We start from the raw sequence: 15,646 nt of genomic DNA, 5'->3' as shown, positions 1-15,646 counted from the left end.
TTCATTTTCAGCTACCGATCAGTGAGCAAACAACGAATTGCCCTTCTGCCCCGCCAGTTTCTCCGGCTTTATCAAAAACCGCGCCAGTGCCGGCAGCAGCCACAGTGCACCAAACATGTTCCAGAGCAACATGAAGGTCAGCATCAGGCCCATGTCGGCCTGGAACTTGATCGCCGAGAAGATCCAGGTGCACACGCCGATCGCCAGGCACAGACCGGTGAACAGCACGGCTTTACCGGTGGACTTCAGCGTCTGGTAGTACGCCTCTTGCAGTGGCAGACCGGCACGCAGGAAGCTTTCGAGGCGGCTGTAGATGTAGATCCCGTAGTCCACGCCAATCCCCACCCCGAGCGCCACGACCGGCAGGGTCGCGACTTTCACGCCGATGCCCATGAACGCCATCAGCGCGTTACCCAGAACCGAGGTCAGAACCAGCGGCAGCACGATGCACAAGGTCGCCGCCCAGGAACGGAAGGTGATCATGCACATGGTTGCGACGCAGATATAGACCAGGATCAGGATGGTCAGCTCGGACTCCTTGATCACCTCGTTGGTGGCCGCCTCGATCCCGGCGTTACCCGCTGCGAGGATGAATTCCAGGCCGTCCTTGTTGTTCTCCTTGGCGAATTCCTGCACCGCATGCACCGCGCGATCCAGTGTTTCCGCCTTGTGGTCGTTGAGGAACACCAGCACCGGCGCCAGTGAGCAGCTGTTGTTGTACAGGCCGTCGGCCCGGGCGATGGAGTTGTTCAGCACGTCCGGGTTGCGCGACAGGGTTTCCCATTTCAGGTTGCCCTCGTTCATGCCCTTGATCATCTGCTTGGACACGGTCACCAGCGAGATCGCCGACTGCACGCCCTCGGTGTTCTGCATCTTCCACATCAGCTCGTCGATCGGCGCCATGGCTTCATAGCGCGAGCAGCCTTCGGATTTGGTCTTGACCATCACCACCAGCACGTCGGAACTGGTGGAGTAGTTGCTGATGATGAAGTTGTTGTCCTGGTTGTAGCGCGAGTCCGGACGCAGCTCCGGCGCGCCCTGGTCGAGGTCGCCGATCTTCAGGTTCTGGCTGTACCAGAGGCCGCCGCCGAAGGCGATCAGCGCCAGTGCGATGGAGACCGGTGCGACTTTCGGGCTGGCGAAATTCGACAACAGGCGCCAGAACGGGTGTTCGCGGTGTGCGTCTTTCTTGCTGCGTTCGACCGCGCGTTTGCTGATGCCAACGTAGGAAATGGCCACCGGCAACAGGATCAGGTTGGTGAACACGATCACCGCCACGCCGATGGACGCGCCGATCGCCAGTTCACGAATCACCCCGATATCGATGATCAGCAGCGTGATGAAACCCACCGCATCGGCGAGGATTGCGATCATGCCCGGCAGGAACAGCTGGCGGAAGGTGCGCCGCGCGGCCGTCAGTGCGTTGTCCGCCTCGCTGGACTGCAAGGCGATCCCGTTGATCTTCTGCACGCCGTGGGAAATACCGATGGCGAAGATCAGGAATGGCACCAGCATCGAGTACGGATCCAGCCCGAAGCCGAAAAAGTGCATCAACCCCAGTTGCCAGATCACCGCCACCAGCGTGGTACTCAATACCGCCACGGTGCTGCGCATGCAGTTAGTGAACCAGTAGAGCAGGATCAGGGTGATGACGAAGGCCACGCCGAAGAACATCACCACCATGACCAGGCCATCGATCAGGTCGCCGACCTTCTTGGCGAAACCGACGATGTGGATCTGTACGTTGGGGTTCTGGGCTTCGAACTTGTCGCGAATCTTTTCTTCAAGTTCATGGGAGAACTTGCGGTAGTCCAGCGCCAGCAACGTGCCCTGGTCCTGCGGGTCCGGGTAGGACTCCAGCAGCGGGATGTCGACGATGCTCGACTTGAAGTCGTTGGCCACCAGACGCCCGACCTGACCGGACTTGAGCACGTTGTTGCGCAGCAGGTCGAGGCTTTGCTGGGAGCCGTTGTAGCTCTGCGGGATCACTTCACCACCGGCGAAGCCCTCCTCCGTCACCTCGGTCCAGCGCACGCTCGGACTCCACAGCGACTTCAGCCCGGAGCGGTCGACGCCGGAAATGTAGAACACCTCGTCGTTGATCTGGCGCAGGGTCTCCATGTACTCCTTGGAGAAAATATCGCCATCGGTGGCTTCAACCGAAATCCGCACGGTGTTGCCCAGGTTCGCCAGATCGTTGCGGTGTTCCATCATCTTTTGAATGAACGGATGATCGAGCGGGATCATTTTTTCGAAACTGGTGGACGGCCGGATCAGCGTCGCCTGCCAGAACAGGAAAATACTCACCAGCAGGCAGATGACGATCACTGCCGGGCGGTTGTTGAAGATCAGGCGTTCGAGAAACGTCGCCTTGTCTTGATGATGACTGCTCAAGGATGTCATAGACCCGCCTTCTTATTATGTGCCCGGCTCATTTGGACGACCCGTTTTTTCCATTCTCTGCGCCGGCGCCGGTTGGCGAGGTGAGGCGAACGCCGCCCTGTCCTGCCAGAATCAGATTGCCGTTACCCGCCGCAGTGACTGCCGAAACGGAGATGCGGTCGGGGCGATTGAACACGCTGAAGGTTTCGCCGTTGTCGTTGCTGCGAATCACCGAACCGCCATTGCCGACGATCACGATGGAACCGTCGTCGAGCAACGTTGCGCCAGACAGACCAAACTCCAGGGTGCCACGGGCGGCTTGCAACTCGACCGGCTCCCAGGTGCTGCCGAAATCGGTGGAGCGAAACAGATTGCCCCGCAGTCCATAGGCCAGCAGCGTGTTGGCCTGAGCCGTGCCGATCACGCCGAACAGCGAGCCTTCATAAGGCCCTTCAAGCTTCTCCCAGGTCTGCCCCCCATCGGCGGAGCGGAACATGCTGCCCTGCTCGCCGACGATGAACAGTCCGGCATCCTTGACTGACGCAATACCATTGAGGTGGTACTGGTCTTCGTTATCGAGGCGATCGCCGACATCTTCCCAGTGTTTGCCACCGTCGGTGGTTGCCATCAATGCGCCGTAAGCGCCCACGGCAAAGCCGCTGTTGACGTCCTGGAACCAGACATCGAGCAGCGGCGATTCACGTGTGAGGTCTTCAAATTGTTTGGTCCAACTGACGCCGCCGTCCTCGCTGGCGAGGATCTGTGCGTCATGGCCGACAGCCCAGCCGTGGCGGTCATCGACGAAAAATACCGACGTCAGCAATTGCCGGGTCGGCACCTTGGCCTGGACCCAGGTCGCGCCCTGGTCATCGGAATACAGGATATGCCCGCGATCACCGACTGCCACCAGGCGAGAGCCTGCGTGCACGACGTCGAGCATCAGGCTTTTGCTGGCCTTGGCCGATTCTACGGAATAAACCACATCGGACGCCGGCGCCGCAGCGGCCAGCGCAGGTGCCGACAGCGCGGCACAGCCCAACAGCGAGAGCGCTGTAGCCAGCAACGCGAATTTGCGTAATGCCGGCGGGCGGCAGATACCCACACCCATGACAGGCTCACTCATAGACCTTCCCCCATTATTATTGTTAGGTCGTTCAACCTTTCTGGGCGCCATAAGGGGTGCTCCTTGCAATTGCCTGTTCTGGAGCATAGTCCTGAAATGCGCAATCTAGAGCCCCTTCGGAAGCTGGCTTATCCTATCGGGGTTTGGAAAGGTCTGACAATCGACGCCACGTTATGTTTTGTTAACCTGGGGGGTATGGGGGGAGGATGAATGATGGGGTATCAGGTGGGGTGATCGGGTTTGCCGGGGTGCCCTATCGCAAGTGATCACAAGTTTTGTGTCCGACCTATCAACCTTGTGGGAGCGAGACCGGCTTGCCGGCGAAGGCGGCAGCACATTCAAAAGGAATGTTGACTGACAGACCGCTTTCGCCGGCAAGCCGGTCTCGCTCCCACAATGGTTTCGGATACATCCGCAAGAGACAGGTTGCCTGTCAGGGCGCCTTCGCCGGCAAGTCGGATCGCCGCACCGCAGTTCCTACGCCAGGCTCTTGCTGACCACTTCAAACACATCGCTGGACAGCTGACCCGAAGCACGAATGCGCTCCAGTTCACCCTTCATCAACGCCTGGCGCGCATCGTCATATTTGCGCCAGCGAGTCAGCGGCGCCAGTTGCCGGGAAGCGATCTGTGGGTTGAACCCGTCCAGCTCGATCACCAGATCCGTCAGGAACCGATACCCGGAACCGTCCGCCGCATGGAAGTTGACCAGGTTCTGCCCGGCAAACGCGCCGACCAGCGCCCGCACCTTGTTCGGGTTCTTGATGTTGAACGCAGGATGCTGCATCAACTGACGAACCCGCTCCAGACCACCCGGCAAGGTGCTGCCGGCCTGCACGCTGAACCATTGATCCATGACCAGCGGATTGTCCTTGAAGTGCTCGGCAAAACTCGCCAGGGCCGTAGCCTTCTGCTCCTCGAATGGCGAATTCACCAGCACCGCCAACGCCGTCAGGCGCTCGGTCATGTTGTCGCTGGTCTCGAACTGCTCGAGCGTCGCCGCCAATACTTCCGGCTTGCCACTCAACATCAGGTACGACAGCGCAATGTTCTGCAGCGCGCGACGAGCGAAGTGCTCGGCCTCGGCCACATAGGGGGTCTGCTTCGAAAGATCGCGGTTGGCCTGATAACGCAGCCACAGGGCTTCGAACAGACCTTCAGCCAACTGTTTACGAGCAAACTCGCGAGCGATGTGGATGGCGTCAACGTCAGCCACTTCACTGATTTCGGTCAGATAGGCTTCGCCCGGCAGCGAGAGCATTTCGGCGACCATGGCCTGGTCCAGCGTCTCGTCCGACAGCACCGTGCGCAAGGCAGAAATCAAGCGCTGGTCGAGGACCAGTTTCTCGCCTTTCTGATGATCGGCAATCAGCTCTTGCAGCACTTGCACCGACAATTGCTGACCGGCATCCCAGCGGTTGAAGCCGTCGCTGTCGTGCTGCATCAAAAACATAAGCTGGTCGCGGTCGTACGGGAAGCTCAGCTTCACCGGCGCCGAGAAGCCGCGCAGCAATGAAGGCAGTGGTTTTTCAGCGATGTCGACAAAGGTGAAGGTCTGTTCGGCTTCGGTCACCGAAACCACCCGCGAAGTGCCTTGAGCGGCGGCTTCACCAGTAAGACGCAAGGCTATCTCCCCGCCCTTGCTGTCCAGCAGGCCCAATTCGACCGGGATCACGAACGGCAGTTTTTCAACCTTGTCCGGGGTCGCCGGGCAGCTCTGGCGGAAGGTCAAGCTGTAGGTCCTGGCCGCGGCATCATAGGACTCACTCACCGCCAACCGTGGAGTACCCGCCTGGCTGTACCAGCGCTTGAACTGGGTCAGGTCGACACCATTGGCGTCTTCCATGGCCTTGATGAAATCGTCGCAGGTCACCGCCTGGCCATCGTGACGCTCGAAGTACAGGTCGCTGCCTTTGCGGAAGCCTGCGGCGCCAAGCAAGGTGTGGATCATGCCGACCACTTCCGAGCCCTTTTCATACACGGTCAGGGTATAGAAGTTGGAGATCTCGATGAAACTGTCCGGGCGCACGGCGTGGGCCATGGGACCGGCGTCTTCGGCGAACTGGTGGGTGCGCAGGTACGCCACGTCCTGGATGCGCTTGACCGTCGCCGAGTTCATGTCGGCGGAGAAGCCCGAGTCGCGGAACACGGTGAAGCCTTCCTTGAGCGACAGCTGGAACCAGTCGCGGCAGGTCACGCGGTTGCCTGACCAGTTGTGGAAATATTCATGGGCGACGATCGCTTCGACCCGCTGGTGCGCGGCGTCGGTGGCGGTTTCGGCCTTCGCCAGCACGGCGCTGGAGTTGAAGATATTGAGGCCCTTGTTCTCCATGGCGCCCATGTTGAAGTCGTTCACGGCGACGATCATGAATATATCCAGGTCGTACTCGCGACCATAGACTTCTTCGTCCCAGCGCATGGACTTCTTCAGGCTGTTCATGGCGTGCTGGCACTTGTCGATGTTTTCCGGCTCGACGTAGATGCGCAGCGCCACGGAACGCTCGGTCATGGTGGTGAAGGTGTCTTCGACGCACCACAGGTCACCGGCCACCAGCGCGAACAGGTACGCCGGTTTCTTGAACGGGTCTTCCCAGGTCGCCCAGTGCCGGCCGTCTTCGCCGGGACCCGAGGCAATCGGGTTGCCGTTGGACAGCAGCACCGGATAGCTGTGCTGTTCGGCGACCACAGTGGTAGTGAACGTGCTCATCACGTCCGGGCGGTCGAGGTAGTAGGTGATCTTGCGGAAGCCTTCGGCCTCGCACTGGGTGCAGAACATCGTGCCGGATTTGTACAGGCCTTCCAGCGCGGTGTTGGTTTCCGGGTGGATCCTGACGCTGGTGTCGACCGTGAAGGTGGTGCTGGTCGGCTGCAGGGTCAGGTGATTTTCCGTCAGTTGGTAGTCGGCAATGCTCAGCTCGCGATCGGCCAACGTCACCGACAACAGTTCCAGTTGCTGGCCGTCCAGCACCAGCGGCGGCAGGCCGGGGCCGCGTTCAGGGTTGCGGCGCATCACCAGTTGCGCATGGACCAGGCTGTGGTCCTCGAACAACTCGAAGGTCAGGTGCGTCTCGTCGATCAGGTACTCGGGGGCCTGATAGTCCTTCAGGTAGATCATCTTCGGTTGTTCGGTGCGCATGCTGGAGTCCTTACTGATGCACGGCGAGCTGATAAGCCGTGTACTTACGAATATTGATCACGCCGGTGTCGAAGATCAGGTACTGGCCCTTGATCCCCAGCAGCGTGCCTTCGGCAATCGGGTTCTTGTCCAGGTTGAAGCTGACGATCTTGGTCGGGTACTGCTCGACCGGAAAACGGATCTCCAGCGGTTCGACATCGGCAATGGTCTGGATCGCCTGCAGGCCGAATCGTTCCTGCAGACCTTGCAACCCTTCGGCGCAGCTTTCAAACAGCTGATCGCGAACCTGAGCCAGGTCTACCGCAATCGCATCGCCCTTGAGTAAAGCACGCCAATTGGTCTTGTCCGCCACCTGGCTGCGAAACAGGTCCTCGACGAAACCCGACTGCTGACGGGTCGCGACGCGCATGATCGGCAGAGCCTGACTGGCGCCCTGATCGATCCAGCGAGTCGGCAGCTGGGTGGCACGGGTAATACCGACCTTGACCCCCGACGAGTTGGACAGGTACACGACGTGATCGGTCATGCAGAACTGCTCGCCCCACGCCGGCTCCCGGCAGGTGCCGGCGTCATAGTGGCAACGCTCCGGGCTCATGATGCACAGGTCGCACTGCGCCAGTTTGGTCATGCACGGGTAGCAGTAACCCTGGCTGAAGCTGGTTTTGGTCTTGCGTCCACAATGGGTGCAAAAGATCGCCCCCAGGTATTCCAGGCGCACCGTGGTGCCGATCAATGGATTGACCGGGACCTCGACGTCATCCAGACGAAACGCGTATTGCACGTTCGGCCCGTCAAGGCGCGCCGACATTTTGCTGATTGCACCGCGGCCAATCTCGATCAATGGACGGCATCCGACTTGAACAGGATATTGGGAACGGTGATCGACTTCGAACCACATTCCTGCACGCCCATGTAACCAGTGCGCTGGTCCTCGGGCAGGTTCTGGATTTCCCAGGCGATCATCGCTTGCAGCGACAGTTCCCGTTGTTCGGCGGTGAGTTTGCCACCGTCGGACCATTTGCCGATTTCCACCGCCAGTTTCAGGCTCTGGTAGATATCGGGGGTGATGTTGTTGATCATTTCATTAAAAGAGGACATCTAGGTCTCCGCTCTTCAATACAGAACTAATTCAGGCAGCCAGTTTACGGCGGTTGTACAAACCACCCAACAGGCCGGTCAAGCATCCGATGAGTAACCCGCTGACGTGGGCCGCGTTGGCGATTTCTCCAAAGCCGATCATCGAGACCAGCCCGGACAGGCACAGCAGCAGCCACACCAGCATCATCACCAGCACACCACGCGGCAGGCGATAAGCCGGGTTCGGCGACAGCAGCTGGAAAATCCAGCAATGCCCGAGCAGGCCGTACAGCACCCCGGACAACCCGCCAAACAGGCTCGGGCCACTGAAAATGAACTGGGTATAGTTGGACACCAGGCTGAACAGCAAGGTCAGGCCGATCAGGTTGATACTGCCCTGGCGCGACTCGATGCGCCGCCCCAGCTCCCAGTACCACATGCCGTTCATGGCCAGGTGCAGGATGCCGAAATGGATCAGCATCGGCGTCACCAGGCGCCACCACTGCCCCGCCGCCAGGCTGTCGGCCAACGGCACGAAATGGATGTATTCGCCGACGATGCGAAAATCGAGGAAGGTCAGCCAGCGCATCGTCTCGAAGTTTTCGCCCAGCAGCGTCACTGCGCCGACGAGCAGGCTCAGCACCAGCACCAGTGCCGTGGCCCTGGCGTGGCGCAGTTGCTCGACGAAACCGGGGCGGCGAGTGGTCGGTGCCGCCGGGATGTCCAGCTGTTGGTCGGGGTCACCGGCGGGAAAACGTTCGTACAACGAGCGCACGTCTTCACTGATGTTCGCCGGCACCCACAGCACTTGCTCGCCCGCCTCTTCACTGACCCGATGCGGCACCTGCATGCGTTGCAGCAGCTTGACGAAGCCACTCAGGTCCACCGCCAGGGGCAGGCGCAATACCGCAACGGTACTCATTGCAGCACCTCCGGACGCTCGACATCGACCCAGACGAACTTGTGCGGATCGAGACGGGTTTCCTGATCCAGGCGATAGGCAACCAGTTTGCCGTACAGCACCGCGCTGTAGTCCAGGCAGGCCAGGTTCGAACGGATCGGTGCCGGTTTGCCGCTGCGCCAGTAATGGCCGACGAACAACAAGGGTTCATCGGCGCCATAGCGCAGCAAGGTGTTTTTCTCGGTGGACGACAATGGCGTTTGCGCCACGGGCTCTGGCAATGCATCAGGCTGGAACACAATGTCTCCGTAGGTTTGCGGATCGTCTTCCCAGAACTTGGTGCGGAAAAACGAACGTGTCAGGCCGTCGCCGCTGGTCATGGTCAGCCCGTGGGGCAAACGCATGTCGGTGCCGCGCAGCAAGCGATCGAACACGGTGCAGGCGAAACTGCCGGGCACCGCCGAGGCCTGGAGGAAATGCTCATCGACGCAACCGTTGGGGAACAGCGCCCGCAACGGCTCGATCAGGCCGGCATCCCAGCAGGCGTGCACCACCCGGAAGCGTCCGGCATCGACGAACAAGGGCAATTCATAGAACCATTGCAGGAAATCGTGCCAGTCCGCCGGATGGTGTTCGAACTGGGTCAGGGTTTCGTTGAGCAGACGGGCATGGCGCGGCGTGTGTTCCCGGACGAATTGCTTGCCGCTGCCTGGAAGCGCCGGGGTGCTCCAGCCGAGTGCGTTGAACTCATGGTTGCCCATGATGCACAGCGCCTGGCCGGCCTCGACCATGTCGTGGACGATGTGCAGCGCCTCGCGAATTCGCGGGCCGCGGTCGATGATGTCGCCGACGAACACCGCCATGCGCGATGGATGTCGCCAGACGCCACCCTGTTTTTGATAACCGAGCCGGTCGAGCAAGTGCTCAAGGGTCAGGGCGCAACCGTGCACGTCACCGATCAGGTCGTAACTTCGCGCGGGATCGAGCATCAGTCGCCTCCACCACCCAATCGACTGCCCCAACCGAGCTTGGTCCGGCAGACTTCATAGTAGTTGTGGTCGAGCGGGTGGATCAGCCGCAACTTCTGCGCTTTCTTGTTGATGGTAATGGTATCGCCGGGCGCGCAGGTGAAGTGGTTCTGCCCGTCACAGGAGACTTGCGGGTAGATCTGCATATCCTTGGACACGACGATTTTCAGCTCGCTGTTGCCATCGACCACGATCGGCCTGCCCGACAAGGTATGGGGGTACATCGGCACAATCACAATGGCGTCGAGCTTGGGATGCATGATCGGTCCGCCCGCCGACAGCGCATAGGCCGTCGAACCGGTGGGCGTCGCGACGATCAGGCCGTCGGCCTTCTGGCTGCAGACGAACTGGCCGTCGATGTACAGCTCGAACTCGATCATCCGCGTCGATTTGCCGGGGTGCAGCACCACGTCGTTCAGCGCATCGCCCTGGCCGATGGCCTCGGCGTGGCGGCGGACTTCGGCCTGCAGCAGGAAGCGGTTTTCCACCAGGTAGTGGCCGTCGAGCACCTCGGCAACTTTCACTTCCAGTTCATCGGGACGAATATCGGTCAGGAAACCCAGGCTGCCGCGGTTGATGCCCAGCACCGGGATATTGTGTCGGGCCAACGCTCGGGCGGCACCCAACAGGCTGCCGTCACCGCCGACCACAATCACCATGTCACAGACTTCGCCGAGCATCTTGCGGGACGAGGTTTGCAGGCCATGCCCCGGCAGGACTTCGGCGATGGTGTCTTCGAGGATCACGTGCATGTGACGATCGAGCAGAAACCGTTTCAGTCGGCGGACGGTATCCAGCACCTGCGAACTGCCCAGGCGACCGATGATGCCGATATTACGAAATTGCTCCATGGGGTTCCTGCAAGGACGGCGAAAAACACGATTATGGGCGAAAGCGCAGGATAGACAAAATCCTTTCAGCCACAACGGTGTACTCACGATTGAGGCTATGCTCGCAAGATGATCCTATTTCCCGATTTGCTGCAGTTACCCCACCAGTTGCGCCATCCCGAAGTGCGCGACCTGGCGTGGGTCATCCTCGCGCCACCGATGCTCGACGTCACCCCGTGGCCGCAGCGTCACCCGCTGGCCGGCAGTGACTGGGTGCAGGCGCCGGAACGGCTGGAACGCTGGCTGCGGCAACTCGATCGCGACAGTTATGACTTGCTGCACTGGCTGGCCCAGGCCCGGACCCGGCGCCTGGGCCTGTACTACGAACGCCTCTGGCAGTACGCCGTGCGCCACGCGCCGGGTATCGATCTGATTGCCGCCAACATGCCGATCCGCCGCGAAGGTCACACCCTGGGCGAATTGGACATGCTGCTGCGTGATCGCGACGGCGTGCATCACCTGGAACTGGCGATCAAACTCTACCTCGGCCCGCAGAATGGCGATGGACAGGACACGGCGCAGTGGCTCGGCCCGGGCTGCCACGATCGGCTGGACCGCAAACTGGCACACCTGAGCCAGCATCAATTGCCGATTTCCGCGAGACCGGAGAGCCGTGAAGTGCTGGCGGCGCTGGATATCCAGCAGTTCAGCGCGCATTTATGGCTGGGGGGCTATTTGTTGTACCCATGGCCTGGTCGGTCGGCGTCGCCGAGTGGCGCGCATCCGCAACATTTGCGTGGCAGCTGGTTGCATCAAAAGGACTGGGCGGAATTTGTCGTGCAGCGTCCGTACGGCCGCTGGCAACCCCTGCCCCGCCACGCCTGGCTGGCGCCGGCGCATTATCCCGTGGACCAGACCTGGAGTACCGCGCAACTGGAGGCGTGGCTCGGCGATCTTGACCCCCAGGCCCCGGCGCAGTTGTTGGTGCGACTGACCGAGAATGCCGATGGGGATTGGGAGGAAGCGGAGCGGTTGTTTCTGGTGGCGGATCTTTGGCCAAATGTGCCGGGCAGTGGTTGAGTTTTGCGGCGCCTGGGCCGGCCTCTTCGCGAGCAGGCTCGCTCCCACATTTGAAACGCATTCCCCTGTGGGAGCGAGCCTGCTCGCGAACGGGCCGACGCGGTCTAGATGGACAACCGCAAAGCCAACGCCGCCAACGTCGCCAACAGCACCGGCACCGTCAACACAATCCCGACCTTGAAGTAATACCCCCAGCCAATCCGGATGTTCTTGCGCTGCAGCACATGCAGCCACAATAACGTCGCCAGACTGCCGATCGGTGTAATTTTCGGCCCCAGATCACTGCCGATGACGTTGGCGTAGATCATCGCTTCCTTCACCACCCCCGTCGCCTGGCTGGCATCGATCGACAGCAAGCCGATCAACACCGTCGGCAGGTTATTCATCATCGACGCCAGCAGCGCCGTCAGCACACCGGTGCCCATGGCCGCGCCCCAGATGCCGTAATGGGCAAAGCCATCCAGCCAGCCGGCCAGATACCCGGTGAGCCCGGCGTTGCGCAGGCCGTAGACCACCAGGTACATGCCCAGGGAAAAAATCACGATCTGCCACGGGGCTTCTTTCATCACCTTGCGCGTGGAAATCTTGTGACCACGGGCAGCGATGGCCAATAGCAAGGCTGCGCAGACCGCCGAGATGGCACTGATCGGAATCCCCAACGGCTCCAGGGCGAAGCAGCCGAGCAACAGAATCACCAATACCGCCCAACCGGCAAAAAAAGTCGCCTTGTCATGGATGGCCGACGCCGGATGCTCCAGCTGCTCGGGGTCGTAAGCCTTGGGGATGTCGCGACGGAAGAACCACATCAGCATCGCCAGGGTCGCCGCGACACTCACCAGGTTGACCGGAATCATCACCGCCGCGTAACGGTTGAAACCGATGTTGAAGAAGTCCGCGGACACGATGTTCACCAGGTTTGACACCACCAGCGGCAGGCTGGCCGTGTCGGCGATAAAGCCGGCGCCCATGACGAATGCCAGGGTCGCCGCCGGAGAAAAACGCAAGGCCAGCAGCATGGAAATCACGATGGGCGTGAGGATCAGCGCCGCCCCGTCATTGGCGAACAACGCCGAGACCAGCGCCCCGAGCAGCACCATGTAGGCAAACAGCTTGCGCCCGCTGCCCCGGCCCCAACGCGCTACATGCAGCGCCGCCCAGGCAAAGAACCCGGCCTCATCCAGCAACAGGCTGATGATGATCAGCGCGACAAAGGTACCAGTGGCGTTCCAGATGATCTGCCACACCAGCGGGATGTCGCCCAAGTACACCACGCCGAAAATCAGCGCCAGCACCGCGCCCAATACCGCGCTCCAACCAACGCCGAGGCCTTTGGGTTGCCAGATCACCAAGGTGATGGTCAGCAGGAAAATCAGGGAAGCGATGAGCATGCAAAACAGCCTTCAACAGGGGGCAGGGCAGGAAATTGGAGTGAAGGCTATAGAAGACTCACTGCCTCTGTCGATGATCTGTGAGCAAGCGTCAGGATTTTGTAGGAGCAGCCGGTCGACGCTCCTACAGAGGTGTTCACAATTTCTTGTGCTGTTCGACCCATTGGCCATAGGCATTGATGAATTTCTGCAGGAACGGCTTGACCGTCTCCGACAGCTTGCCCGCCTCGTCGAACGCCGAACCCGCGCCGTTCAGGTAGGCTTCGGGTTGCTGCATGCAGGGGACGTCGAGAAACACCATGGACTGGCGCAGGTGATGGTTGGCGCCGAATCCGCCCACCGCCCCCGGTGAAACGCTGATCACCGCCCCCGGCTTGCCGCCCCAGGCGCTCTGGCCATAGGGCCGCGAACCGACGTCGATTGCGTTCTTCAAGGGCGCCGGCACCGAACGGTTGTATTCGGGGGTCACGAACAGCAACGCGTCGGATGAGCTCACTTGTTGTCGGAAAGTACTGTAGGCTGCCGGCGGTGAAGCGCCATCGATGTCTTCGTTGTAGAGCGGCAGATCGCCAATTTCGATGATGTTCAGCTTGAGATTTGCCGGTGCGAGGTCGGCCAGGGCCAGTGCGACCTTGCGATTGATCGATTCCTTTCTCAAGCTGCCGACCAGTACGGCGATCGTGTAGACGTTGCTCATGGAAAATTCTCGACTGTCCGATGGAATGAGCTAGTAGTTATAGATGACGATACAAACAGTGGGCGACTGAAACACGCCGCCCCTGACTATTTTTTTCCTGTAGGAAAACTTACCTCGCCCAACCACGGTCTACAGCCCGCAAATTGAGTGATTTATCTCCAGAGGTTCTAAGCAGATGGCAGCAGTACTCGTCGGTCAGTTCCATGCAAGAGACGCGGAAGGCCGCGTTTATTCCGTGCATGAGTTCCAGGAATCCACCCCGTCGGCAGACGGTCTTGCCGGCTCGGTGCCTGTCACCACCTACAAGCTGGCCATTGGCGATCGAGTAAAAAAGCTCGATGACAACCAGTTTCTGCTGATCCAGTCGGACGTCACTATCGTTCGCGAACCCGACACCTATGTTGGCCAGCGGCCGGAACCTAACGTCGCCTCATAACCCGCTGTTATGAGCAGAAGTCATATGGGCGCACTTGGGTTAGGATTCGGATACTGACTCCTCCACCTGCCGAACATGGACTTCACGCATGCGTTTACGTCATATCGAAGTGATCCAGGCGCTGTTGCAGACCGGTCACCTCGGCACCGCCGCCGAATGGCTGGAGTTACCGGTGGCCGAGGTTGAACGCCTGCTGCGCGATGCCGAGGATCAGTTGGGGTTCATGCTGTTTTCCAGCGTGCGTGGACGCTTGCAGGCCACGTGCGAGGCGCGGGCGCTGCAGGTCGAAATCGCCCACGTCTATGACGCGCTCGAGCCGGTCCAGCGCCTGGCCAGTAGCCTCAAGCAATACCAGGCCCCGCCCCTGCGCATTATCTGCACCCCGCCCTTGGCCCAACAGTTGTTGCCACAGAGCATCGCGACCTTGCGCCGACGTCTGCCCGACGCACCTTGCACCCTGCTGAGCCAATCCACCCGCGAGATCGTCAAGAGCCTGCTGCTGCGCGAAAGCGATCTGGGGCTGAGCCTGCACGACCCCGATCACACCGACATCCATTGCCAAGTGATTGCCCAGGGCAAACTGCAACTGCTCGCACCCCACGGCTGGTTGCAACCCAAGCAGAAGTACATTTCGCTGCAAGACCTGGCGGGTCAATCGATGCTGGGGCTGGAAGGTCATGATCCGTTGAGCCCGGCGCTCGAACACAAACTGCACGCGCTACGCCCGGCCCCGGTGATCCATACCCGGGTTCAGACTCATCAGATGATGCGAAGCATGGTCGAGGCCGGCGAAGGCCTGGCGATCGTCGACCCGTTCACTGCCCTCGGGGCCCGGTCGACCGGGCTGGACGCTTGTCCGCTAGCGCCCGCGGTGCCGATCAGCCTGTATGCCCTGACCCTGAAGAACGGCGAACCCTCGCTGGCCGCTCAGGCATTACTGGACATCGTCACGGAACAAGCCGCGGCGATGCTGTCGAACTGAACGGATTTTCCAGCGGGTTATCGAACAATCGATACCAGAACAGCGCCACTTCGGCGGTGCTCGGATCAATACCGCGATAGCGCAGATGATCGATGCCGCCCACCACGAACCCGCACCGCTCATAGAGCCGACAGGCGCCCAGGTTGTTGTTCTGGGTCTCGAGCATGATGCCCGGCAGTTTTTTCTTGCGACTCCAGAACTGCGCCACATCCAGCAGCGCCTTGGCCACGCCATGTCGTCGAGCCGGTGCGTGCACCGCCAGTTCATCGATATGGGCAAAGCCATTCCAGTTGGTGCTGACCACCAGGTGACCCACCGGCTCATCATCCAGATAAGCCATGAAAATCTCGCTGTCAGCCGCCTTGCGGTAACTGCTGAATTCCTCGGGATCAATCCCGTAGCACTTGCGGTAAGGGGTGATGGGCGTCACCGGCCAGCGCTCCACCGGCTTGCCGATTTGCGCGGCGCCATAGGCGGCGACTTCAAAACTGAAATCACTGCCCCAGATATAAGCGGCGAAACCATCGTCGGCAACGCGCACCGACAGCCCTGGGTATTGCGGATTCATGACCGGTTGCATACTGGGA

General features: G+C 60.5%; 14 protein-coding genes. 3 read left to right on the top strand and 11 right to left on the bottom strand.

The window, feature by feature from the left end; genetic code table 11:
• Positions 1 to 18: 18 nt before the first annotated feature.
• From ACA041_RS14465 to ACA041_RS14430, 8 genes are all read right to left on the bottom strand, one after another.
• Positions 19 to 2,403: an efflux RND transporter permease subunit gene (locus tag ACA041_RS14465; RefSeq protein WP_497441729.1), complete on the bottom strand. Its 2,385-nt coding sequence runs from the start codon at positions 2,401 to 2,403 to the stop codon at positions 19 to 21.
• A gap of 28 nt (positions 2,404 to 2,431) precedes the next feature.
• Positions 2,432 to 3,505 carry a WD40/YVTN/BNR-like repeat-containing protein gene (locus ACA041_RS14460; RefSeq protein ID WP_497441728.1) on the bottom strand — a complete coding sequence of 358 codons (1,074 nt, stop codon included), beginning with the start codon at positions 3,503 to 3,505 and terminating at the stop codon, positions 2,432 to 2,434.
• A gap of 477 nt (positions 3,506 to 3,982) precedes the next feature.
• Complete coding sequence (gene pepN / locus ACA041_RS14455) at positions 3,983 to 6,640, bottom strand: aminopeptidase N (protein WP_497441727.1); 2,658 nt, start codon at positions 6,638 to 6,640, stop codon at positions 3,983 to 3,985.
• A 10-nt stretch (positions 6,641 to 6,650) separates the two neighbouring features.
• Complete coding sequence (locus ACA041_RS14450; protein ID WP_497441726.1) at positions 6,651 to 7,481, bottom strand: DUF2797 domain-containing protein; 831 nt, start codon at positions 7,479 to 7,481, stop codon at positions 6,651 to 6,653.
• Positions 7,478 to 7,738: a YeaC family protein gene (locus ACA041_RS14445; RefSeq protein WP_497441725.1), complete on the bottom strand. Its 261-nt coding sequence runs from the start codon at positions 7,736 to 7,738 to the stop codon at positions 7,478 to 7,480. The genes ACA041_RS14450 and ACA041_RS14445 overlap by 4 nt, the downstream gene beginning before the upstream one ends.
• 31 nt (positions 7,739 to 7,769) lie before the next feature.
• On the bottom strand, positions 7,770 to 8,639 hold the full coding sequence (locus tag ACA041_RS14440) for a rhomboid family intramembrane serine protease (RefSeq protein WP_497441724.1): 870 nt from the start codon (positions 8,637 to 8,639) through the stop codon (positions 7,770 to 7,772).
• Positions 8,636 to 9,610 carry a metallophosphoesterase gene (locus ACA041_RS14435; protein ID WP_497442081.1) on the bottom strand — a complete coding sequence of 325 codons (975 nt, stop codon included), beginning with the start codon at positions 9,608 to 9,610 and terminating at the stop codon, positions 8,636 to 8,638. Before ACA041_RS14435 ends, ACA041_RS14440 begins: the two co-directional genes overlap by 4 nt.
• Complete coding sequence (locus ACA041_RS14430) at positions 9,607 to 10,497, bottom strand: NAD(+) kinase (protein ID WP_497441723.1); 891 nt, start codon at positions 10,495 to 10,497, stop codon at positions 9,607 to 9,609. Before ACA041_RS14430 ends, ACA041_RS14435 begins: the two co-directional genes overlap by 4 nt.
• A gap of 108 nt (positions 10,498 to 10,605) precedes the next feature.
• Here ACA041_RS14430 and ACA041_RS14425 point away from each other — a divergent pair, with 108 nt between their 5' ends.
• On the top strand, positions 10,606 to 11,556 hold the full coding sequence (locus ACA041_RS14425; protein WP_497441722.1) for a DUF1853 family protein: 951 nt from the start codon (positions 10,606 to 10,608) through the stop codon (positions 11,554 to 11,556).
• Positions 11,557 to 11,660: 104 nt separating this feature from the next.
• Here ACA041_RS14425 and ACA041_RS14420 read toward each other — a convergent pair whose 3' ends face one another.
• Together ACA041_RS14420 and ACA041_RS14415 are read right to left on the bottom strand one after the other, a co-directional pair.
• Entirely contained in the window at positions 11,661 to 12,944 is a 1,284-nt protein-coding gene (locus tag ACA041_RS14420; RefSeq protein WP_497441721.1) for an arsenic transporter, read from the bottom strand.
• 136 nt (positions 12,945 to 13,080) lie between these two features.
• Positions 13,081 to 13,641, bottom strand: a complete 561-nt coding sequence (locus ACA041_RS14415; RefSeq protein WP_497441720.1) for an NADPH-dependent FMN reductase — start codon at positions 13,639 to 13,641, stop codon at positions 13,081 to 13,083.
• A 175-nt stretch (positions 13,642 to 13,816) separates the two neighbouring features.
• Between ACA041_RS14415 and ACA041_RS14410 the strand changes: the two genes are divergently transcribed.
• Both ACA041_RS14410 and ACA041_RS14405 read left to right on the top strand, forming a co-directional pair.
• The gene (locus ACA041_RS14410; protein ID WP_497441719.1) at positions 13,817 to 14,077 is read left to right on the top strand and encodes a hypothetical protein; all 261 of its coding nucleotides are present in this window, start codon (positions 13,817 to 13,819) and stop codon (positions 14,075 to 14,077) included.
• 88 nt (positions 14,078 to 14,165) lie between these two features.
• Positions 14,166 to 15,059: a LysR family transcriptional regulator gene (locus ACA041_RS14405; RefSeq protein WP_497441718.1), complete on the top strand. Its 894-nt coding sequence runs from the start codon at positions 14,166 to 14,168 to the stop codon at positions 15,057 to 15,059.
• Here ACA041_RS14405 and ACA041_RS14400 read toward each other — a convergent pair.
• Positions 15,025 to 15,639, bottom strand: a complete 615-nt coding sequence (locus ACA041_RS14400) for a GNAT family N-acetyltransferase (RefSeq protein ID WP_497441717.1) — start codon at positions 15,637 to 15,639, stop codon at positions 15,025 to 15,027. The genes ACA041_RS14405 and ACA041_RS14400 overlap by 35 nt on opposite strands.
• Between the last annotated feature and the right edge of the window lie 7 nt (positions 15,640 to 15,646).

The sequence above is a fragment of the Pseudomonas sp. LBUM1676 genome (assembly GCF_059695605.1).
This window is presented reverse-complemented; position numbering and strand designations above follow the sequence as displayed.

What these genes read in the sequence shown, in the direction of transcription:
- ACA041_RS14465 (WP_497441729.1), bottom strand. Translation starts at nt 2,403, where the DNA reads ATGACATCCTTGAGCAGTCATCATCAAGACAAGGCGACGTTTCTCGAA.
- ACA041_RS14425 (WP_497441722.1), top strand. Translation starts at nt 10,606, where the DNA reads ATGATCCTATTTCCCGATTTGCTGCAGTTACCCCACCAGTTGCGCCAT.
- ACA041_RS14420 (WP_497441721.1), bottom strand. Translation starts at nt 12,944, where the DNA reads ATGCTCATCGCTTCCCTGATTTTCCTGCTGACCATCACCTTGGTGATC.
- ACA041_RS14410 (WP_497441719.1), top strand. Translation starts at nt 13,817, where the DNA reads ATGGCAGCAGTACTCGTCGGTCAGTTCCATGCAAGAGACGCGGAAGGC.
- ACA041_RS14460 (WP_497441728.1), bottom strand. Translation starts at nt 3,505, where the DNA reads ATGAGTGAGCCTGTCATGGGTGTGGGTATCTGCCGCCCGCCGGCATTA.
- ACA041_RS14445 (WP_497441725.1), bottom strand. Translation starts at nt 7,738, where the DNA reads ATGTCCTCTTTTAATGAAATGATCAACAACATCACCCCCGATATCTAC.
- ACA041_RS14440 (WP_497441724.1), bottom strand. Translation starts at nt 8,639, where the DNA reads ATGAGTACCGTTGCGGTATTGCGCCTGCCCCTGGCGGTGGACCTGAGT.
- pepN (WP_497441727.1), bottom strand. Translation starts at nt 6,640, where the DNA reads ATGCGCACCGAACAACCGAAGATGATCTACCTGAAGGACTATCAGGCC.
- ACA041_RS14400 (WP_497441717.1), bottom strand. Translation starts at nt 15,639, where the DNA reads ATGCAACCGGTCATGAATCCGCAATACCCAGGGCTGTCGGTGCGCGTT.
- ACA041_RS14405 (WP_497441718.1), top strand. Translation starts at nt 14,166, where the DNA reads ATGCGTTTACGTCATATCGAAGTGATCCAGGCGCTGTTGCAGACCGGT.
- ACA041_RS14415 (WP_497441720.1), bottom strand. Translation starts at nt 13,641, where the DNA reads ATGAGCAACGTCTACACGATCGCCGTACTGGTCGGCAGCTTGAGAAAG.
- ACA041_RS14430 (WP_497441723.1), bottom strand. Translation starts at nt 10,497, where the DNA reads ATGGAGCAATTTCGTAATATCGGCATCATCGGTCGCCTGGGCAGTTCG.